This window comes from Bradyrhizobium sp. SZCCHNR1015, assembly GCF_032489875.1.
GTDB lineage: Bacteria > Pseudomonadota > Alphaproteobacteria > Rhizobiales > Xanthobacteraceae > Bradyrhizobium.
Genome location: NZ_JAUEYW010000012.1, coordinates 166,884 through 187,751 on the forward strand (window position 1 = coordinate 166,884; position 20,868 = coordinate 187,751).

Sequence of the window (20,868 nt, forward strand, 5' to 3'; positions counted from 1 at the left end):
CCGGCCACCTCCAAGACGGCTCAAGTTGCGGGATACAGAGCGATGACGGCAATCCTCGAAATGCGCGGCGTCAGCAAGAGCTTCGTGGGCGTGCAGGCGCTGCGCGACGTCAGCTTCACGGTCGAGGCGGGCGAGATCCACGCTTTGGTCGGCGAGAACGGCGCCGGCAAGTCGACCCTGATGAAGGTGCTGAGCGGCGTCTATCCGTACGGTCGCTATGAGGGCCAGATCATCTTCGAGGGCGAGGAGCGGCGCTTCCGCGACATCAACGATTCCGAGGCGCTCGGCATCATCATCATCCACCAGGAGCTCGCGCTGATCCCGCTGATGTCGATCGCCGAGAACATCTTCCTGTCGCATGCGCCGCAGCGCTTCGGCGTCATCGACCGCGACGAGGTCTACCGGCGCACCCAGCAATTGCTGGCCCAGGTCGGCCTGAAGGAATCGCCGGATACACTGATCACTGATCTCGGTGTCGGCAAGCAGCAGCTCGTGGAGATCGCCAAGGCGCTGTCCAAGCGCGTCAAGCTGCTGATCCTGGACGAGCCTACGGCGAGCCTGAACGAGGCCGACAGCCAGGCGCTGCTCGACCGCCTCGTCGCCTTCCGCGAGCAGGGCATCTCCTCGATCCTGATCACGCACAAGCTCAACGAGGTCGCCCGCGTCGCCGACCGCATCACGGTGCTGCGCGACGGGCGCAGCGTCGACAGCATCGACTGCCGCGCCGAGCCGGTCCTGGAGGACCGCATCATCAAGAGCATGGTCAATCGCGACATGGCGCACCGCTTCCCGGAGCGGCAACCCAAGATCGGCGAGCCCGTGTTCACGGTCGAGAACTGGTCGGTCTACCACCCGCAGCATACCGATCGGCAGGTGATCAAGAACGTCGACTTCCAGGTCCGCCGCGGCGAGATCGTCGGCATCGCCGGCCTGATGGGGGCGGGGCGCACCGAATTCGCCATGAGCCTGTTCGGCCGCTCCTGGGGCATCAACATCACCGGCCGCGCCCGGCTCGAAGGCCACGACGTCCATCTCACCAGCGTCCCGGCGGCGATCGATGCCGGCCTCGCCTATGTCACCGAAGACCGCAAGCAGCTCGGCCTGATCCTGGCCGACGACGTCCGCAAGAACATCACCCTGGCGTCTCTCTCCCAGGTCGCGCCGAAGGGCGTGATCGACGACATCGCCGAGCTCAAGGCGGCGTCCGGTTACCGCGGCCGGATGCGGATTCGCTGCTCGGACGTCTACCAGGAGGCCGGCCAGCTCTCCGGCGGCAACCAGCAGAAGGTCGTGCTGTCGAAATGGCTGATGACAGATCCCAAGGTCTTGATCCTGGACGAGCCGACGCGCGGCATCGACGTTGGCGCAAAGTACGAGATTTACTGTATCATCCAGGAGCTCGCTGATGCCGGCCGGGGTGTGGTGGTGATCTCCTCGGAGATGCCGGAGCTGCTCGGGATCTGCGACCGCATCTGCGTGATGAATGACGGCGCCTTCGTCGGCGAGTTCGCCGGGCCGGAGGCGACGCAGGAAAAGATCATGCGCGCCATCATGCGCAACGAAACCATCAAGAACCAGGAGACGGCCGCGTAAGCGGCCGGGAGGACGCCAGCAATGACCGACAAGACGGTTTCGCTCCCGGAGGAGAAGTCGCACAGCGGCTTCCTGAAGAACAATCTGCGCAGCTACGGCATGCTGCTGTCGCTGTTCGTGATCATGCTGTTCTTCCAGTTCATGACGGACGGCACCCTGCTGCAGCCGCTCAACCTCACCAACCTGGTGCTGCAGAACAGCTACATCGTCATCATGGCGCTGGGCATGCTGCTGGTGATCGTCACCGGGCACATCGACCTGTCGGTCGGCTCGGTCGCGGGCTTCGTCGGCGCGGTCGCCGCCGTGCTGATGGTGCGCTATCACGTCGACTTCCCGCTCGCGATCATTGCCTGCCTGATCGTCGGCGCCGCGATCGGCGCCGCGCAGGGCTATTGGGTGGCCTATTTCGGCATTCCCTCCTTCATCGTGACCCTGGCGGGCATGCTGGTGTTCAAGGGGCTGGCGCTGGCGCTGCTGCAGGGGCAGTCGGTCGGGCCGTTCCCGGGCACGTTCCAGAAGCTGTCGTCCGGCTTCATCCCTGAGTTCATGCCGAGCGCGGCGCACCTTTATCCCACCTCGCTCGCGATCGGGGCGGTGCTGACGCTCATCCTGGTCTATGCCAGCGTCAAGGGCCGCGCGCGCGAGGTGGAGCACGGCATCGAGGTCGAGCCGTTCGGATTCTTCGCTGCCAAGAACGTCGTGCTGGCCGGCGCCCTGATGTATTTCACCTACCTGATCGCCTCGCATCGCGGCCTGCCCAACGTGCTGGTCATCATGACCGCGCTGATCGCGCTCTACGGCTTCATGACCCGCCGCACCGTGGTCGGCCGGCAGATCTATGCGGTCGGCGGCAACGCCAAGGCCGCCAAGCTGTCGGGCATCAAGACCGAGCGGCTGGTGTTCATGACCTTCGTCAACATGGGTGTGCTGGCGGCACTGGCCGGCCTGATCTTTGCCGCGCGTCTCAACACGGCGACGCCGAAGGCCGGTCTCGGGTTTGAGCTCGACGTCATCGCGGCGTGCTTCATCGGTGGCGCCTCGGCCTATGGCGGCGTGGGGCGGGTCGGCGGCGCTGTCATCGGCGCCATGATCATGGGCGTGATGAACAACGGCATGTCCATCCTCGGCATCGGCATCGACTATCAGCAGGTCATCAAGGGCCTGGTGCTGCTCGGCGCCGTCTGCATCGACGTCTACAACCAGCGCCGTTGAGCGCTATATGCCGCACATTCTCTGACAGAGCCTCTTAGCCGAGGCTCTTCGGCATCCGCAATCGTCATTCCGGGCGCGCGTCGCGCGAGCCCGGAATCCATCTGTCCTCATGCTCCCCGGTGAAGTGGATTTCGGGCTCGCCCTGCGGGCGCCCCGGAATGACGAGGTCGAGTCCGTCGCCGACCTACACCACGTGGAAATTCGACACGCTGTCGTTGGCGAGCTGGGCGACGAGCTGCAGCTCCCAGTCGATATAGGCCTGCATCGCTTCCGCCGCGTTGTCGGTGCCCTCATAGGGCCGCTTGTAGACGTCGTCGGCAGGCGAGATCCATGCGTGCCGCTCCGTGTCCAACGCATACCCGGCAGCGACCCACGCCCGCGTACCGCCCGAGAGAACGCGGAGTTCGCGGTGTGTCACAGCGCGTGCAGCGGCCAGCGCGAAAGCCGCCTCGGCGCCATCGTCGCTGGTCAGCACGAGCGGACCGTTGCCCGGCAGCTTGGCGAGATCGTCGGCAAAGCGCGACGCGAGCACGAAATGTGCGCGCGGAATGTGCCCGGCCTTGTAGCCCGGACTGCGTGTGAGATCGACGACGGTCCACGCCGCGGGATCGGCCGCGAGTTGCTCGGCGCTGATGGTCGCTTCGCCAAGTTGCGGCAGCGGCGGCCGGCGTGCGGCGCGGATTTCGGTTTCGGTGGCTGCAACGACATCCGGTCCCACGACCGACACGTCCCAGCCCATCTGCTTGAGCCACGACGCCGTCATGCGCGCGCGCACGCCGTCATCATCGAACAGCACCAGGCGGGCGCCGCGCACGCCGACCCATTCGTCGATCGCCTGCACGAGCTGGCCGCCCGGCGCCGACGCGAAGCCGGCTGGATGCGAGCTGGCATATTCCTCGGGCGTGCGAACGTCGAGGCAATACAGCGTGCGCGTCCCGGCCTCGGCCTGATGGCGCGCGAAGGTCGCGGCATCCAGCACGCCGACGCCGACGCGCTCGGCCCAGGCCTTGGCATCAGCCAGCGCGGTCGCGTAGCTCGCCGCTGGCCGCTCCAGCATGCGCGCGGTCCTGCCGCGTTCGACCTGATGGCCGGCCAGCGTCCAGCCGATCGTGCCGTTGCGCAGCGCGTAGATCCTGTTCGGCAGCCCGGCATTGATCAGCGACTGCGTGCCGATGATCGAGCGCGTGCGCCCGGCGCAGTTGACGATGATCGTGGTGTCGGGCGACGGCGCGAGCTCGCGCGCCCGGAACGCCAGCTCGCCGCCAGGGACGCTGACCCCGCGCGGAATGCTCATGGTGCGGTATTCCTCGAAGCGGCGGGCATCGAGCACGACCAGGTTCGACTCGCGCTCGATCAGGGCCTTGGCTTCGTCGGCCGACAGCGACGGCGTGTGCCTGATCGCCTCGACCAGTTCGCCAAACGCCTTGCTCGGCACGTTGACGTCGCGGAACACCTCGCCATGGCGCGCATAGCCCGACAGCCCGCCGTCGAGGACCGACACGTCGGTGTAGCCCAGCGCCCGGATGCGCAGCACCGCGCGCGCGGCATAGCCTTCGCCGTCGTCATAGACGACGACAGGCACATCCAGCCGCGGCACGAGATCGAGGATCCGCAGCTCGATCTGCGACAGCGGCAGCGACACCGCGAAGAACGGGTGCGACAGCGAGTAGGGGCCTTCCTCGCGGACGTCGAGCAGCGCAACCTCCTCGCCGGCGCGCCAGCGCCGCCGCAGTTCGGTCGAGGCCATCAGGCGCGGCTGATCAGATGCATTCGGGGACAGGTGAGAAGGCGTCGGCGATGTCATTCGGGAGTCCGCAGGTGAGCTCCGCCGCGGCTTCCGGAACCGTTCATGCGTCCGTAGAGCAGACCTGCGGCATGGAGCGGCAATCACGGTGCGCAGCCCGGGGCGGGGCGCATGGGATGTCGCACCTGTGTGGCGGCATGGCGGCCGTTTGTCCAGCCCGCCGTGCCTGGTTGCGCTCGGCAGCAGCGCCGGTCAGACGTGCGGTCCCAGCATGGCGATGTAGAACAGGTCCTCGCTCGAGAGCCCGGCGGACCGCCGCGGAAGAACGGCGGCGTTTCGTCCGGTCGTTCTCTGCTCCGACATGCGCTCGGAACGGAAGCTGCCGAGCCAGCCTTCAAACCACGAGACGTAGCGCACGAGATCCTCCGCAACTGCTGTGGCCACTCGACTATCACGCGGCAGGACTGCCTGGACAAGGGCCGTTGATGCCGTCGCCCCGACTTTGACAAATCATGCTCGCTGTAACGCCTCGCCGGCAAATTCCTTTCCCGCTGCGCGTTCGTCGCACAGCTCTGCTTCTCCACCGGAGGCGTGAACGTCGCCATTCCGTCCCATCAGGTCGTCATGCCAATGGGTACGGAACGCCATCCAAGAGGCGTGATCCTGGAACGCGACCTCGGCGAACCACTCGACCGTGACTGCGCCGCTCGGCCAGTAGCGTTCCTGGTCATGCCAGCACACCACCGGCCAGCGCGGATTGCGATAGGAGCGGCCGGTCTCATCATGCAGCGAGGGACGGCCGAGGTGATCGATCAGCCACGCCATCACCTCGGGCAGGAACGTCGCGGCAAACGACACGCCGTGGCGTCCGAGCCGTTGCGGCATCCGCATGACGCGCTGATCGATGATGGCGAACGCCGGCGGCACGGCACCGACGTTGAACTGCCTGATCATCAGCAAGCGGAAGCCGCAGTCGCAGAGCTCGGCGGGAACGGCGTGGATCGCGGTCGGCTGTAGCGGAGCCGTGATGTTCATCCCAGTGCTCCCCGCGCCTGGCCGAACGTGAGGTCGATGGCGTGCTGCAACGCTGTGCGCGTCGGCACATCGCTGCGCTTCAGATAGGCGGTCAGAACGCGTGCCATCCCGTGTCTCCCGTCGGCATCTGCACACTGCTGGTCGCAGCCTTCGCAGATCGCCTTGCGTGGAGACGGACATCCGGTCCGAATCCGACGCGACGAAAATCAACAATCTCCGACATTGCTGCCGGTCAGGGAGGACACATCAAGTTTCGTGCCAGATGCGACGATCAGTGGAGGCGATGGCCGTCGGCGTCGTCTTCCGGTGTCGCGAGCTGCGCGATCGGGCTGGATTGGTGGTGGATCATCCGCCAGGCGCCGTCGATGCGCGCAAAGTGATTGGCCGCGGCGAGCGCCGCGCCATCCACCAGCTCGATGCAGAGCACGTGACCATGATCGCCGCTGACGATCGCGTGCGGATCCGCACAGACGATGTTCGGCCGGCCCGGGTTGGCGAGGATATCGCGCCAGCTGCCGATCACGGCGGCGCGGCCGACGATCGCCGGCCAGCCGGGATGAATGCAGGAGATACCGTCGCGATCGGCCCAGAGGGCGACGAGCGCCGCGAAATCACCGTCCGTGAAGGCAGCATAGAAGGCCGCATTGGCGGCCAGGATCTCGCGCTCGTCGCTCATTGTGATGAGGTGAGCCAAGCCGTTGCGAAAATCAAGCAATGTTTGGAAACGCACACGCGCGCGCCTGCAAAAACTTGCAAGCTTTTTGCAGGACCCGGTCGAGACGCGATCGCAACGCATCAGCCGAGGTCCTGCCATGCTCGAAACGGCCATTGTCGGAGGTGGATTGTGCGGAATGGCACTCGCGCGCAGCCTGCAGCAGCGCGGCAGCACGTTCGCTTTGTTCGAAGCCCGACATCGCCTGGGCGGGCGGGTGCTGTCGGCCAGGAGCAAGGGCGGGCTTGCGCTGGACCTCGGCCCGACCTGGTTCTGGCCGGACACCCAGCCGCTGCTCGCCGGCCTGGTCGCGGAGCTCGGCCTGTCTGACTTTGCCCAGCACGATGATGGCACGCATCTTCATCTGAGAGAGGCGGACAAGCCGGCCGAGCAGATCGGCGGGCCGCCGGTCCACCAGGGCGCGCGCCGGCTCTCCGGCGGCATGGCGAAATTGATCGAGGCGCTGGCACGCGATCTGCCGCAGCCCTTCATCCATCTCGGCCATGAGCTGATGCGCATCGTCGACTGCGGCACGCATGTGCGGCTGATCTTCGCCACAGCAACGGAATCGGTCGCGATCGAGGCCAGGCGCGCCGTGCTCGCGCTGCCGCCGCGGCTGCTGATCGACCACGTCGGCTTCTTTCCCGAGCTGGACGACGCGACCTTCGAGGCGATGCGTGGCGCCGAGACCTGGATGGCGGCGCAGGCCAAGGTCGTGATCGCCTACGACCAGGCGCATTGGCGCGACCAGGGCCGGTCCGGCAATGCGTTCGTCAGCCACGAGCAGGCCGTGATCGGCGAGATCTTCGATGCCTGCGATGCGGGCGGCGACCGCGCTGCGCTCGGCGGCTTCCTCGCATTCTCGCCCGATCTGCGCGCGGCCTTCAGCGTCGGGCTGCCGTTGCTGATGGACAGCCAGATGGTGCAGTTGTTCGGCTCCGCGCTGGAAGGCGGCGAGCAGCACTACCAGGACTGGGCGGCCGAGCGCTTCACCTGCAGCGCACTGGATCGCACCACGCCACGCGGCGAGCACAGCGAGATCGCCAATCCGATGCTGCGGCGGGCGCTGTGGGACGGGCGGCTGCATCTTGGCGGCGCTGAAACCGCAAGCCACGCGGCCGGCTATCTCGAAGGCGCGCTGAACGCCGCCAGGCGCATCGAGCGCGCGATCGCCCGGGGCATCGGCGAGACCGCCGCGCCGCGCGCGGTCGCCGCGACCGGCGACGGGCTGTCGGGCAACGCCGCGAGCCTCGCCTGGTTCGGCGCCTGGGTCGCCGCGCAGCGTGACGCCGCGTTCGACGACTATCGGCAGCGGCTCAATCGCGGCCTCGCCGCGCAGCAGCGCGAGCAACTGACCCAGCTCGCTCTTCTCGGAGCCACCGAGCAGGTGTTCGCTGCGGCGCTGCAGGTGCTGGACGCACTGACCTTCGACATGCGCGACGTTGCCGTCGAGCGCGGACGCTCCGTCCTGATGCCGGAGATCCAGAAGCCGTTTCGCGATGTCATGCAGTCGCTGCTCGACGATGCCATAGCCTTCAACCGCACGTCCTGCGCGCTGTCGAACTTTCCGTTCGAGCACAAGCCGTCGAAGGATTATGTGCAGACGATCCTGCGCGACATCGCCGCCGCCTGGCAGGAATTCTCGCTCGCCGCGAACCGTCTGCTGCTGGCGAAGGCGGACGCGGCGATGCGCCCGCCGACGAGAGTGCCGTCGTGAGTGGGGCGGCATCGAGATGCGAACCATGAAGCTGCAGATCGAACGTCCGACCATCGAGGCGATGGCGGCGGCCTTTCCGCACCTCGCCTCGCTGAAGGAGCAGTTGCGCTTCGGCGACAGGGTCGAGGTCGACGTGGCGCAGCTCGCGACCGCCGAGCTCGACTTCCTGCGCGACAGCTACCAGAAGGCCGGTCCCGAATGGCACGCCCGTGCGGCGCAGATCGCGACCCTGCAGCGCGCCTTTGCCGATTCCGGCGCCCGCTTCGCCGAGCACGAGCTGGAATCGGTGCTGCCGGCGATTGCGCGCTACCTGATCTCGGGCGCCATCCGCGGCTGGATGTTCACCGCCAACGTCGCCAGCCGTCCGTTGCCCTATGTCGTGACGCGGCTCGACTACACAGCGCCGTCGAACGACGAGGCCGGCCGTGTCTTCATCGAGCTCAAGGCCAATGCCAAGGGCGCGATCACCACGTCCACCTTGCGCATCTCCGCCGGCGACATCGTCGGCAGGACGGTCGCCGAGATCTTCGCCGCCAAGGGCTTCCTCAAGGAGACGCCCGAGCTGATATCCGCCTACGATGAGACGGCCGAGCGGTACTTCGCCTGGCGCGGCCGCTATGGCGCGCAGTTCTCCGGCCGCGGCATCGGCTTCTTCGCCGATGATCCGAACTCCTCGCATCGCGACATGGACTGGTCGCGCAAGGACGTGATCGTGCTGTCGTCGGGCGGCGGCAGCGCGCGCCTCGTCAACGACGAGGGCGTTCTCACCGAGCGGGCGCTGACGCTCGAGGTCACCGGCGACATTCTCGGGCAGTACCTGCGCAAGGCCGCCAAGAGCAATCTCTATGATGCCGAGCAGGAGGTCGCGGACTCCAGGGCGGCGATCCCGAAGGGCCTCTTCTGCAAGATCCCCGTCCATCCCTACATGCTGATGTTCCATCTCGACCTGCACCATTATCTCTGGGTGCACGCCGACGACATGGTGCCTTACGCCTATCAGCCCGAGCTCAAGCAGAAGCTGGTGCTGCCGGAGGAGCAGACCGACCTGATCGACATTCTCACGGCCGAGATGGACCTGCTGATGGACGACATCGTCGCCGGCAAGTCGGGCGGCACTACGGTGCTGTGCGCAGGCCCGCCCGGGGTCGGCAAGACGCTGACGGCGGAGGTCTACGCCGAGATCATCGGCCGGCCGCTCTATCGCGTGCATTCCGGCCAGCTCGGGCTGAACGTCGCGGCAATGGAGGGCGCGCTGAAGGATGCGCTGACCCGGGCGCAGCGCTGGGGCGCGGTCATGCTGATCGACGAGGCCGACGTCTACATCAAGCGGCGCGAGGACGACATGACGATGAATGCCGTCGTCGGCGTGTTCCTGCGCGTGCTGGAATATTTCAATGGGCTGTTGTTCCTCACGACGAACCGCATCGACGACATCGACGAAGCCATCGTGTCGCGCTGCATTGCGTTGATCAAGTTCCAGGCGCCGGACGCCGCAGCGCGCGGCCGGATCTGGCGGGTGATGTGCGAGCAGTTCGGCTTGAAGATCGATGCCGGCCTGGTGGAGCCGCTGGTGGAGACGTTCCCGGGTGCCTCGGGCCGCGACATCAAGGGGCTGGCCAAGCTGGTCGCCAAATACTGCCACCACAAGGGCGTCCGTCCGACCATCGAGGTCTTCCGCCGCTGCGCCATCTTCCGCGGCATCGATCTCGGAGACCACGCGCTGCTGCCGGAAGCCGCGGAGTAGTCACGGCGTCGTCGTCTTCCCCAGCGTCGCCGGATTGTAGCCTTCCTCGCGCAGCACCCGCTGCACGACCGGCCGCGCCAGCATCCGCCGGTAGTGCGCGAGCAGGTTGGCCGGCAGCGCAATGCCGGTCTTGTCGGCCCAGAACGCGACGTAGAACAGGATCGGATCCGCCACGGAGAATTCGCCGCCGAGATAGGGCCGCGTGCCGAGCATCTTGTCGAGCACTGCGAAGCCTTTCACGACGATGTTGCGGCCGAGCGCGCGCACGGACTCCTGGTCGGCCTCGTTGCGGCTGAAGGTCGGCGTCGCAAAAATGCGCGCGAAGCCGTGGCCATGCACGGTACCGGCAATGTAGCTCATGGCTTCGAGCAGCCGCGTTTCGGTCTCGATATCCGAAGGCCATAATCCGGCGCGTGGCCGCGAGCGGCCGAGCCAATAGGCGATCGCCGGCACTTCCGTCAGCACACTGCCGTCGCTGCGCACCAGCGCCGGAATCGTCGATTTCGGGTTGATGGCCACATAATCGGGTTTGAAATTGTCTCCGGCCGGGAGATTGACGACATGGGCCTCGAACACCTCCTCGAGCTCTTCGAGGATGATGTGGATGCCGGTCGAGCACGATCCCGGCGTCATGTAGAACTTCATCGCGGCCATCATTTGTCTCCAAGCCGACATCGCGCGCGGTCTCAGCGCAGGCGGCATGCTTCATGCAAGGATCGGGACAGATCGAGAGTGACGCGCCGAGGCCCGCCAGTTCGGGCCGCTGCCGTCAGGTTTGCGACAGGAGACTCTTCACGGTCCCGCAGCTCCGTCGCCTCGTTGAGGGAGCGTCGCGCATGACGGAACGTGAGCCGGAAGTCTTCGTCATCTGTCCGACGACGAGCATCGCGCCGGCTGAAGCCAGGGCGTTCAGCCTGTCGCGGATCGGCGACAATGGCGAGGCGCGGCCGTTTCCGATCGTGATCATCCATACCGTGTCCGGCGGTTTCGTCGGCTATGTCAACAGCTGCCCGCACGAAGGCAAATGGCTGAACATCGGCAGCGGCCAATTCTTCAACGCGGAGCGCACGATGCTGCGCTGTGGCCGGCACGGCGCGATCTTCGAGATCGACACCGGATTGTGCACCAGCGGCAATTGCGAGGGCCAGAGCCTGGAGCCGATCGCGCTCGCCGTCATCGACGGCGAGGTCTGCCTGTGCGGCGTGGCGCTGGTGGAGGACGTCAGCTTCCCCGATCCATTCGACGATCTCGACGAGACCATGGAGATCATGATCCATCCGGACTGAGGCATTCGTCCATCCGCCCGTCATTGCCTGAAGCGAAGCGACGAAGCAATCCAGGGCCGCGCGCGTTGTTCTGGATTGCTTCGCTCGCAACGACGTCGTCACGTTGACGGGGCTCAGAACCCATCCGCCTTCGTTCCCCACGGATGACTTCCGGGCACCAGCGGCGCCTTGATGCCGGCTTTCTCGACATCGGCCGTCGTCTTGAAGAAAGTCGCCTCGTGCACCAGCGTGCCGTTCTTCGTCGTCACCGCGACATAGCGTGCGACCGTGTCGATGTCGCAAAGATAGCCGCCGCCGGGATCGGCGGCACTGCGCAGATTGCCGTCCCAGTCCACGAAGAAGCCGTCACTCGACATTTCGATCTCCATTTCGTCGTTGCCTCAGGTTTCGGGCTGATCGGCGACCAGTTGCGCATAGGCGCGCTCGACGATCTCCCGGCATTGCCGCAGGCGCTGATGCTCGGCCTTGCCGATGCTGACCATCTCGCCGCCGTCATCGATCGCGGCCGTCACCGCCTGCATCGCCTCGAACAGGGCCTTCTCGAGCTGATAGATGCGCTCGCTGGCGCGCTCCAGATAGGGAATGGGATTGGCACGGATATTGGCCTCGTGCAGCGCATCGAGGCTGAGCAGCGTCCGAAACCGGCGTTCGACCTGGCGCTGCTGCATGCCGAAATCGTGCTCGATGACGCTCATGGCCGGGCCTCGGGCGGGACCGCCTGCAACGCCGCCGCTTTGGCGGCGCGGCGCAGCAAGGTGAGGCATTCGAGCGAGGCGGCCATGTCGAGCGCGGAAAAGCCGTCCAGCGTCTCGGTGCTGATGTCCGCGCCCTTGGCCAGCAGATGCGCGACTACGTCGGCCTTGCCGGAGGACGACGCATACATCAGCGCGGTGGCACCATTGTCGTTGCTGTTGTCGAGATCGATGCCGGCCTCGATCAGCGCGTCGATGGCGGCGAGATGCCGGCCGACGCAGGCGAGCCACAATGCGTTGTTGCCGTCGGCGTTCCTGGCGGTGACGTCGGCGCCGGCAGCGAGCAGTTCGCGGATGACGGCGACGTTGCCGAGATGTGCCGCCTTCATCAGCGGTGTGGTGCGATTGGCGATGATGGCGTCGACATCGTCGGCGGGAAAGCCTTCGGCGGCGAGCCACGCCGCCAGGGTCGAACCGACGTTCGCCGCGCCGCTCCGCACGGGATAGCGCTGGCGCCACGCCTCATAGCCGCCGTCGAGGCTATAGACCTCCGCGAAGCCGAAATCGGAGAAGGTCTGCGCATACTCCTGGCTGGCGTTGCCGTGATAGCAGTAGATCAGGACCGGCGCGCGCTTGGTCGTGCCGGCGATGATCTCGGAGAGATTGCGCTGGGTCAGATGCTGCGCGCCGGCCATGTGCGCCGCGTTGAACGAGGCGGGGTCGCGGACGTCGAAGCGCAGCACGTCGTCGCGCTGCAGCAGCTCGGCCGCGTGGTCGACGTCGATGCGCTGGAACGGAATGCGCGGTCTCATCGCAGGACTCCCGCTTCGTTGCGTGTGCGGCCCGGATAGGCGGCCAGTGTCGTGATGCGGTCATCGGTCAGGGCACGGCCGACGGTGAAGTGGTAGAGCGTCTGGAAATCGGCTGCGACGACGCCGAGCATCTCGTGCACGGAGTCGTCGAAGAAGCAGCCGATGCCGGTGCCGCGCAGGCCCGCCGCTTCGGCTTCAAGGTAGAGTACGTGGCCGATCAGGCCGGCCTCCCAATGCAGTTGCCGATAGCGCCACGGATGGTCGCTCACGGCAGGCGTGAACTCGGCGAGCATCGCCATCGCAAAGCAGCTATCGCCCGCGATCGCCTGGTGACAGCTCGCGGTGCGGATCACGCCGCGGCTGTCGGTCGGCAGCAGCCGGAACAACGGCAGATGGTCGGCTGCGCGCTCGACGTGCTGCCAGTCGAAGTCGGGACGCAGCGCGCGCCGCAGGCTGCTCTCCGCCTCGCCGTTGCGCGGTAGCGCATAGAGCCCGGGCGTGAGGCCGTCGACGCGGTGGACGAACAGCAGCGGATGCAGCCGTGGCGCGAATGGCCAGACGGTCCATGGCGGCGTGGCGCGCGGCAGCAGCGCGTCGAGAAGGTGAAGGAACGCTGCGAGGTCCATCGTGAATCTGGCGTCGAAGCGCTGCGCGCTGCGCCGGCCGAGAATGAGCTCGGCCGCGCGCGCGCCTGACCGCCGCGGCAGCGGCGGGCACTGCGACGGAACGGAGACAGCATCCTGCGCCGCACCGGCCGTGGCCGTGCTCACCTCGGGGATGACGGGCCAGCGATAGAGCGGATGGCGATCGAGCCGGTTCGCCTGGCCCTTCCAACTGTCGTCGATCTCGGCCGGCGATGGCATCGGCGGCCGCGAGCGCGCATCGCGCGGCACGATCGCGAGCAGCACATCGGCGTCCTCGGTCTCGACGCCGGCGAAATCATCCGCGCGATCGAGTCCCATCAGTGCTGCGAGTTGCGCGCTGTCGATGCCGTCGATCACGTGCGCGCTCCAGCCCAGCGCAGCGGCGGCGTAGCTGACGGCGCCGATCGCATGTCCGAGGTCGAGCTGGCAGTAGCGGAACGCGCGCTCGCCATATTTCCACGCCTCGCGCCAATGGATCGAGGACAGCGCGAGCCACAGTCGCGGCTCGCCGGGCGATGTCCTGCCGCGACGGCAACGTTGCTCAAGCGCGTGATCGCGGCTGACATAGTGGTGAAGACCGTCGCTGAGCCCCGGCACGTTCTCCGCGATGACATAGGCCTCGGTCGGATGCAGATTGCCGCTGGAGGGATTGCAGCGCAGCGCCCAGCGGTCCGGGCCAAGCTCCTTCCATGCGGCCAGTCCGAACGACAGTTCGAGCAGCAGCACGACGCGGTCGATCGTCAACGGCTGGACCGGCGCCGTGGCGTCGCAGGCCTCGGCGAAGCTCACGGCGAGACGGTCCGAGGTCAGCGGCAGATGCAGCCGAGGGCTGCCGGCGAACTCGCGGAACGGATTCGGCTGCGCGTCCCAGTCCAGCGTCTCGGGTCCCGCCGCATAGCGCTTGAGACTGTGCTTGGTGCGGGCGTGATAGGCCAACGCGATGTCGGCGGCGGCTGGGACGTCCGCCGTGCCGGACGATGACACGGACATGCTTCCTCACAAGGCGCGACCTGCGCGGTCGCGCATGTTGGACGGTCGCTCGGTAACGGCGTCGGGCGGAGCGAGAACCGTTCCGAACGGCCGCAACTGCCTCCGCATCGTCATTTTGGAATGCGCCGGTCGGGCGCGGGCTCGGAGCTCATCGCCACGGCCGGTGGATCTGGAATCCAAGCGCCTCGCTGCGCATCGTCTCGGAGTGACGCGACGGGAGAGCGTGTCCGATTCCGAACAGCGCGACCGGAACTGTGGGCTTCTCGACATTTCAATGCCGGTGCGCGCCGGCCGATGCGCTGGCGTCGATCAGCACGGTGACCTTGGCCGCGATCGACAGCCACGCCCGATGCGCGGCGAGCTTGTGGCCGAGCTTGAAGCTGTCGGCCATGCGGGCCGCGAACGCCGGCCCCTCGGTCCCGTGCTGTTGGGCGATGATCCACGCGGTCTGCCACAGATCGGTCTCGCTGGTCACGGCGGATGCCTGCTAGAGATCGAGCACCAGCCGGTCGCCCTTGGCGCGCGACACGCACGGCAGGAAATAGCCCTCGGCGCGCTGGGCCGCGGAGAGGCGCTTGTCGCGATGATCGATCTCGCCGTCGATCACCCGTGTCTTGCAGGTGCCGCACATCCCTTGCTCGCAGGAGGTCGCGATCTTGACGCCGTTCTCCTCGAGAAAGGCGGTGACGGTCTTGTCGCCGGGGATCTTGAAGGTCGCGCCGGTGCTCTTGATGGTGACGTCGAACACCTTGTCGAGCAGCGCGGCCGCCGCCTTGGCGGTGAACCGCTCGACATGGATGCGCTCCTCGGCAAAGCCCTTCTGCCTGGCGAGCGCGATGATCGGATCCATCCACCAGTCGACGCCGCAGATGAACAGTTGCGTGTCGTCGGGTCGGTCGGCCAGCAGCTCGGCGGCCTTCAGCAACTGATTGTCCTCGCTGGATTCCTTGTAGTATCTGGTGTCTTCGGCGAAACGCGACGCCTCGATGGTGCCGCGGAACGAGTCCGGCGACATCAGCGCGAACACGTAGTGCAGCTCGAACGGGATGGTCTTGGCCTTCAGCGTGTCGGCGATCGACAGGATCGGCGTCACGCCGATGCCACGCGCCACGAGCAAGGCGCGCTTGGTGTCCTTGGGGATCTTGAAGCGGTTGCGCGGGCGGCTGACCTGCAGCCGGTCGCCCTCGTTGATGTCGAGATGCAGCGCCTTGGAGCCGCCGCGGCTGTTGCCGTCCTTCCACACGCCGATGCAGTAGCGGTTGCGCTCTGAGGCGCTGTTCAGCAGTGAATATTGCCGCGTCAGTCCATTCGGCAATGTGACGTCGATATGGCTGCCGGGGGTGAAGCCCGGCAGCGGCTGATCGTCCGCCGGAACGAGCTCGAACGAGGCCATGTTGTGCGCCTCGATGGCCTTCTTGGCCACGACGACCGTGTGCAGGCTGTCGGACATCTGACAACTCCATCTTGCGAGCCGGCTCATGAGAAACCGATGCAAGGGCGAGGCCAAACCGCGTTCGCCGCGGAGCGCGGCGGCTTTTCCGCTTGTGCTCGCTGCAGATTGGATGTATCAGCGTCGCCCGTTTCAACTCCGACAGCGTTCAACGCGAGAGGCCATCAGCCATGTCGAATCCACTGTGCGCGACACGATCCGTGCCGACGCCCGCAGTGCGTCCGGCTGATAGTTTCTCGATCATGTTGAACGACAATGGCAAAGTCATCGATTGCACGACGGCAGGAGGCCGAGCGCGCGCGGGTTGAAGCCTATGAGCTGACGCTGCGCCGCGCGGCACGGCCGACGCGGCCGCCGCCGGATCTGCGCAATGCGATCCGCGAGGCGGGGCGTGGCTTCGAAGCCGACATCATCCGGGATCCCGAGAGCTGGAAGCCGCAGCTCAAGACGCGCGATGCCGCGCGCCTGCGGCTGGCGGCGGCGCGGCATCTGTTCGCGCGCTATCCCGTGCCTTCGCATCTGGAGCAGATCTGGATCGAGGCGTCGGGGCTCGGCCACGACGAGATCGTCCGTCGCAAGCGCTGGTACATCGCGGCAGCCGGTGGCGGCTCGCTGTACAAGGCTGGCGCGTCGGCGTTCCTGTCGCGAAAGGAGGTTCACGGCTTCCTCCATCCTTTCGGGCAGGTCGGCTTCGACGAGGCGATCTGGCAGGCGATCGCGCGGTCCTACACGGGCGATCCGGCGATCGTGTCGCGGATCACCCGGTCCCGGATCGCGCGGACGCCGCGCGGCGAGCACGCGTTCTGGCGCGAGGCGGCGCAGTTCTTCTGCGCGCAGCCGACCACTGTCGAGGAGATCGACGATCTCTGCGACTACATCGCCGATCGTCGCCGGCGCGAGCGGGCGTTCAGCCTCAAGGGCCGCTCGCTCGCGGCGCTGCGCCGGCTGGCGCGGGAATGGCACCGCGATCTCGCGGTGATCGCCCGCATCGAGGCGGCGCGCCGGCGTGCCGAGATGGCGCGTCACTGTTCGGCAGCGCAGGCGGCGGAGCTTGCGGCGCATTGGCCGGGCGCGCAACTCGCGGACTGGTCGTGGAGTCCGTCGGCCAAGGCCTTCGCCAAGCGTGACGAATATGTGATCACGCAGCTGCGGACCGCGGAGGACCTCGTCGCTGAGTCCAGGGCCATGCGTCACTGCGTGTCGAGCTACGCGACGAGGTGCATCGCCGGCCATTCCTCGATCTGGTCGCTGCGGCATCGCCATGGCGGCGCGGCGCAGCGGCTGCTGACGATCGAGCTCGATCGGCAGCGCCGCGCGGTGCAGGTGCGTGGCTTCGCCAACCGCGTGGCTCACGCCGGTGAGCGCAAGGTGCTGGAGCGCTGGGCCAAGGCGCGCGGCATCGACCTGCCGGAGACATGATCTGCGTCGCCCGTTCCGGGCGGCGCAGGTCGTGCGCGCCAGTCAATGCGCGTCGATCGCATCCGCCTTGGCGCCGCCGGCGACGGAATAGCGCATCGGCACCTTGCGGGTCTTGAGGAACGCCTCCAGGGTCTCGCCGCGGAAGGCTGCGTAGACCTCCGGGTTGGAGACGCCGATCACCGCGGCCATCTTCTCCAGCACGAAGAAGCTGACGCCCCGCCTGATCATCTCGATCCAGCGGCGGTTCTTGATGAGCTCGCGCTCCTCGCCCGTGAGCTCGTACTCGTCCGCGAGCGCGTCGAATTCCTCAACAAATCTCTTGCGATGCGCGGGGATCACGAGCCGGTGCAGGAAGTCGTTGATGCGGAAATTGGCCTGGCTGCGGCGATGCGTGAACGGATAGGTGCCAGCCAGCGTCTCGGCGCCCGCGAACTCGTGTCCGATATGCGCGCGATAGGTCGCGACCTCCCGCGGATCCGGCGCGCCGCCGAGATCCTCGAACACCAGGGTCGCGATGTTGGTCACCGACGGCGCGTAGGTCTGCCTGTGCACGAGCCTCACCTTGTCCGACAGCGCACCACGCATGATCAGCCACATGATCACCTCGGCGCCTTCCATGCCCCCCTTGACCGCATAATCGGCGATCCGCATCGCCGTGAGCCGCTCCGGGTCCTTTTCCAGCAGATCGAGGAATTCGTTGTCCCAGTCCTCGTTGAGAAAGCCGGCACGCTCGCCATGCACCTGGTGCGACAGCCCGCCGGTGGCGAAGATGGCGACTTTCAGATCCTCCGGATAGCTCTCGATCGCCTTGCGCAGCGTCTTGCCCAGCTTCCACATCCGCTTCGCATTGGGGATCGGCAGCTGCAGCACGCCGACCTGAAGCGGCACCACGCGGCCCGGCCACGGGCCGCTGGCATCGCCCATCATCGACAGCGGCGACAGCAGGCCGTGATCGACCGGCTTGCCCTGGAAGAACGACATGTCGAACTCGTCGGCGACCATCGCCATCGCAATGTGCTGCGACAGGCCGAGATGCCCCTTCGCCGGCGGCACGTCGCGCGGTCCGCCGCCCTCGTCGGCCGCGACATAGCGGTCGTCTATGCCGAGCGCGAACGCCGAGTAGTGATCGAAGAAGAACGAGGTGATGTGATCATTGTAGATCATGAACAGGACGTCGATGTCCTTGCGCTTCACCCAGTCGCGCACCGCCGCGAAGCCGTCGAAGATCGGCTTCCAGGCAGGGTCGCTCTGCTTGTTGGTGTCGAGTGCGAAGCCGATGGTGGGCGAGTGCGATGCGCCGATGCCGCCGATGATCCGGGCCATGTGTCCCTCCGCGGAATGGGCCGCGGCTGACTGTCACCCGCGGCCGCGCCGGGGCCGACCTTACGAAGTTTCCCATGCTAGACAATCATGCTAACGTGCACGGATCGTTTCTCTCGATGAACGAGAGCCCTAGGATGAAATGGCGGATCGAGGACATTCCGGTGTTCCATGCGGTGGTGGCGACCGGCGGCATGACCGGTGCCGCGCGGTCGCTGGGCATGCCGAAATCCTCGGTCAGCAAATCGGTCGCCCGACTCGAGCAGGATCTCGGCATCCGGCTGTTCGACCGCAACTCGCGGCGCGTCCGGGTGACCCGCGAGGGCGAGCTGTTCTTCCAGCAATGTCAGAAGATCCTGGACCAGGTCTCGGAGGCCGACGCGGTCATGACCGGGCTCTCCGGCGTCCCCAGCGGCCGGCTCTCGGTGGCGCTGCCGCCGGCGTTCTGCGAGGAGATCCTGGCGCCGCAGCTCGCCGAATTCCACCGCCGCTATCCCCGGATCGAGCTCGACGTCGAGGCGACGACGCGCGCGATCGACATGCTGGCCGACCGCTTCGACATCGCGGTCGTGGTCGGCGTGCAGGAGAATTCCGAGCTGGCGCAGAAGGTGCTGATCGGCGGCCGCCTGATCTGGGTGACCAGCCCCGCTTATCTCGCCGCGCACGACATCGGCGAGGACGTCCGCGCGCTTGAGCGCCATCTCATGATCTGCGAGCGCCGCTACGGCGACCGCACCCTGGTGATCAAGCAGCATGGTCATCTCGTCCGCTTCGACGTCGGGGCGCATGTCGCCCGCATCAACAATCCGCTGGCGGTGCGCCGCGCCGTCGCCCACGGCGCCGGCATTTCCTTTCTGCCGGAGCACTATTGCGTCGAGCTGCTCGGCGAAGGCCGGCTGGTCGAGATCGGCAGGGGGGTCGTGTTCGACACCCGCGCCGCGCAGCTCACCGCGATCTTTCCGAGCCGCAAGCTGATCTCCTCGCGCGCCCGCGCCTTCCTCGATTTTCTCGAGGAGATCTGCAGCCCGTCCGCGCGCGGTTGAGCGGGCTGCTGCCAAAACGTCACATGACAGGCCCCGGAAAGAGGTCTAAGACGCGCGGCTCTTGAGTTGACCTCTTACGAGAGCCGCCATGAATCTGCGCCAGCAATGGGAAGATCAGGCCGCCCAGTGGCTCGCCTGGGCGAGGGCGCCGGGCCATGACAGCTTCTGGCGTCATCATCGCGAGCAGTTCACCAGCCTGCTGCCGGGGCCGGGTGCGCTGACGCTCGACATCGGCTGCGGCGAGGGCCGGTTGTCGCGTCATCTCAACGCCTCGGGGCACAGGGTGATCGGCATCGACGCTTCGCCCTCGCTGATCGCGGCGGCGCGCGCCGCCGATCCCGCCATCTCCGTCGTGCGCGCCGATGCGGCATCGCTGCCGCTGGCCGATGCCTGCGCAGATCTCGCGATCGCCTTCATGTCGCTGCAGGACGTCGATGCGATGCCGGCCGCAGTGCGCGAGGCGGCGCGAGTGCTGAGGCCCGGCGGCCGGCTGTGCATGGCGATCGTCCATCCGCTCAATTCGGCCGGCCGCTTCGCCAGCCTGGCGCCGGACGCGCCGTTCGTGATCCAGGGGAGCTACCTGGACTCCTTCAACTACAGCGATCCGATGGAGCGCGACGGCTTCAGCATCATCTTTCACAGCGCGCATCGTCCTCTGCAGCGCTATTTTGCGGCGTTGGAGGAGGCGGGCTTCCTGATCGAGGCGCTGCGCGAGCCGTCGATCCCCGAAGCGGCGATCACCCGCGACAGCAGCCGGCGCTGGCTGCGCGTGCCGCTGTTCCTCCATCTGCGCTGCTTGCGCCCGTAGGGCCGGAACGCCGCGACGCGCTCCGGCTTCGCGCGGGCGTCACCCGCGCCGGGCCGCCTCGATTGCTGCAACGTCGATCTTCTTCATCGTCATCATCGCGCCGAAGACGCGCTTGGCGGCGGCGCCGCCTTCGGTCATCGCATCGGTGAGCGCGCGCGGCGTGATCTGCCAGGAGATGCCCCATTTGTCCTTGCACCAGCCGCACTGGCTTTCCTGGCCGCCATTGCCGACGATGGCAGTCCAATAGCGGTCCGTCTCCGCCTGATCATCGGTGGCGATCTGGAACGAGAAGGATTCGTTGTGGGTGAACGCAGGTCCGCCATTGAGGCCGAGACAGGGGATGCCGCAGACGGTGAATTCCACCGTGAGCACGTCGCCAGCCTTGCCGGAAGGGTAGTCACCCGGCGCGCGATGGACTGCCGTCACTTTGCTGTCCGGAAACAGCTCGGCATAGAAGCGCGCGGCGGCCTCTGCGTCCTTGTCGAACCACAGACAGATCGTGTTCTTGGGCTTTGCCATGGCAGGGCTTCCTTCCATTTCAGTGCAGGCCGCGCGCTGGTTCACGACGCGGCGCTCGGGGTTGTGATCGCGCCGGCTCGTCGCGATCCGGCTTGATCCAAGGACGCAGCCGCCGGCCGCGATCCGAC

General features: G+C 66.8%; 21 protein-coding genes. 8 read left to right on the forward strand and 13 right to left on the reverse strand.

The annotated features are described in order from the left end of the window. Positions 1-42: 42 nt before the first annotated feature. Both mmsA and mmsB read left to right on the forward strand, forming a co-directional pair. Complete coding sequence (mmsA, locus tag QX128_RS21245; protein WP_316218647.1) at positions 43-1,593, forward strand: multiple monosaccharide ABC transporter ATP-binding protein; 1,551 nt, start codon at positions 43-45, stop codon at positions 1,591-1,593. A gap of 21 nt (positions 1,594-1,614) precedes the next feature. After that, a complete protein-coding gene (gene mmsB / locus QX128_RS21250) occupies positions 1,615-2,805 on the forward strand; it encodes a multiple monosaccharide ABC transporter permease (RefSeq protein WP_315755454.1) in 1,191 nt (396 codons plus the stop codon). A gap of 184 nt (positions 2,806-2,989) precedes the next feature. Here the strand turns inward: mmsB and QX128_RS21255 are convergent, their stop codons facing one another. From QX128_RS21255 to QX128_RS21270, 4 genes are all read right to left on the reverse strand, one after another. Beyond that, positions 2,990-4,609, reverse strand: coding sequence for a rhodanese-like domain-containing protein (locus QX128_RS21255; RefSeq protein WP_410053168.1), 1,620 nt, complete (start codon positions 4,607-4,609; stop codon positions 2,990-2,992). A gap of 192 nt (positions 4,610-4,801) precedes the next feature. Further along, a complete protein-coding gene (locus QX128_RS21260; RefSeq protein WP_316238436.1) occupies positions 4,802-4,993 on the reverse strand; it encodes a hypothetical protein in 192 nt (63 codons plus the stop codon). 66 nt (positions 4,994-5,059) lie between these two features. Further along, positions 5,060-5,578, reverse strand: coding sequence for a hypothetical protein (locus tag QX128_RS21265; RefSeq protein WP_315804531.1), 519 nt, complete (start codon positions 5,576-5,578; stop codon positions 5,060-5,062). Between the two features lie 277 nt (positions 5,579-5,855). Further along, positions 5,856-6,260, reverse strand: coding sequence for a nuclear transport factor 2 family protein (locus tag QX128_RS21270; protein ID WP_315804532.1), 405 nt, complete (start codon positions 6,258-6,260; stop codon positions 5,856-5,858). A 175-nt stretch (positions 6,261-6,435) separates the two neighbouring features. On the opposite strand from QX128_RS21270, the gene QX128_RS21275 reads away from it, so the two are divergent. Next, positions 6,436-8,013, forward strand: a complete 1,578-nt coding sequence (locus tag QX128_RS21275) for a flavin monoamine oxidase family protein (protein WP_316238437.1) — start codon at positions 6,436-6,438, stop codon at positions 8,011-8,013. 25 nt (positions 8,014-8,038) lie between these two features. Next, positions 8,039-9,757: an ATP-binding protein gene (locus tag QX128_RS21280; protein ID WP_316218644.1), complete on the forward strand. Its 1,719-nt coding sequence runs from the start codon at positions 8,039-8,041 to the stop codon at positions 9,755-9,757. Here QX128_RS21280 and QX128_RS21285 read toward each other — a convergent pair whose 3' ends face one another. Beyond that, a complete protein-coding gene (locus QX128_RS21285) occupies positions 9,758-10,402 on the reverse strand; it encodes a glutathione S-transferase family protein (protein ID WP_316238497.1) in 645 nt (214 codons plus the stop codon). A 191-nt stretch (positions 10,403-10,593) separates the two neighbouring features. Here QX128_RS21285 and QX128_RS21290 point away from each other — a divergent pair, with 191 nt between their 5' ends. Further along, entirely contained in the window at positions 10,594-11,043 is a 450-nt protein-coding gene (locus QX128_RS21290) for a Rieske (2Fe-2S) protein (protein WP_316238438.1), read from the forward strand. 113 nt (positions 11,044-11,156) lie between these two features. On the opposite strand, the gene QX128_RS21295 is transcribed toward QX128_RS21290, so the two are convergent. The 6 genes from QX128_RS21295 to QX128_RS21320 form a co-directional block, all read right to left on the reverse strand. Next, entirely contained in the window at positions 11,157-11,399 is a 243-nt protein-coding gene (locus QX128_RS21295) for a hypothetical protein (RefSeq protein ID WP_316238439.1), read from the reverse strand. A 24-nt stretch (positions 11,400-11,423) separates the two neighbouring features. Continuing rightward, entirely contained in the window at positions 11,424-11,738 is a 315-nt protein-coding gene (locus QX128_RS21300; RefSeq protein WP_316238440.1) for a hypothetical protein, read from the reverse strand. After that, positions 11,735-12,478 carry an ankyrin repeat domain-containing protein gene (locus QX128_RS21305; RefSeq protein ID WP_316238498.1) on the reverse strand — a complete coding sequence of 248 codons (744 nt, stop codon included), beginning with the start codon at positions 12,476-12,478 and terminating at the stop codon, positions 11,735-11,737. Before QX128_RS21305 ends, QX128_RS21300 begins: the two co-directional genes overlap by 4 nt. 65 nt (positions 12,479-12,543) lie before the next feature. Then, positions 12,544-14,181: a nitroreductase family protein gene (locus QX128_RS21310; RefSeq protein WP_316238441.1), complete on the reverse strand. Its 1,638-nt coding sequence runs from the start codon at positions 14,179-14,181 to the stop codon at positions 12,544-12,546. Positions 14,182-14,452: 271 nt separating this feature from the next. Continuing rightward, entirely contained in the window at positions 14,453-14,656 is a 204-nt protein-coding gene (locus tag QX128_RS21315) for a hypothetical protein (protein ID WP_315804485.1), read from the reverse strand. 12 nt (positions 14,657-14,668) lie between these two features. Next, the gene (locus QX128_RS21320) at positions 14,669-15,631 is read right to left on the reverse strand and encodes a PDR/VanB family oxidoreductase (protein ID WP_316177996.1); all 963 of its coding nucleotides are present in this window, start codon (positions 15,629-15,631) and stop codon (positions 14,669-14,671) included. Between the two features lie 255 nt (positions 15,632-15,886). Here QX128_RS21320 and QX128_RS21325 point away from each other — a divergent pair, with 255 nt between their 5' ends. Next, a complete protein-coding gene (locus QX128_RS21325) occupies positions 15,887-17,050 on the forward strand; it encodes a PcfJ domain-containing protein (protein WP_316238442.1) in 1,164 nt (387 codons plus the stop codon). 42 nt (positions 17,051-17,092) lie between these two features. Here the strand turns inward: QX128_RS21325 and QX128_RS21330 are convergent, their stop codons facing one another. Next, the gene (locus QX128_RS21330; protein WP_316238443.1) at positions 17,093-18,373 is read right to left on the reverse strand and encodes a gallate dioxygenase; all 1,281 of its coding nucleotides are present in this window, start codon (positions 18,371-18,373) and stop codon (positions 17,093-17,095) included. A gap of 134 nt (positions 18,374-18,507) precedes the next feature. On the opposite strand from QX128_RS21330, the gene QX128_RS21335 reads away from it, so the two are divergent. Then, positions 18,508-19,413, forward strand: a complete 906-nt coding sequence (locus tag QX128_RS21335) for a LysR family transcriptional regulator (protein WP_315804489.1) — start codon at positions 18,508-18,510, stop codon at positions 19,411-19,413. 88 nt (positions 19,414-19,501) lie between these two features. Then, positions 19,502-20,221, forward strand: coding sequence for a class I SAM-dependent methyltransferase (locus tag QX128_RS21340; RefSeq protein WP_315804490.1), 720 nt, complete (start codon positions 19,502-19,504; stop codon positions 20,219-20,221). Between the two features lie 39 nt (positions 20,222-20,260). On the opposite strand, the gene QX128_RS21345 is transcribed toward QX128_RS21340, so the two are convergent. Continuing rightward, positions 20,261-20,740 carry a VOC family protein gene (locus tag QX128_RS21345; protein WP_315804491.1) on the reverse strand — a complete coding sequence of 160 codons (480 nt, stop codon included), beginning with the start codon at positions 20,738-20,740 and terminating at the stop codon, positions 20,261-20,263. Between the last annotated feature and the right edge of the window lie 128 nt (positions 20,741-20,868).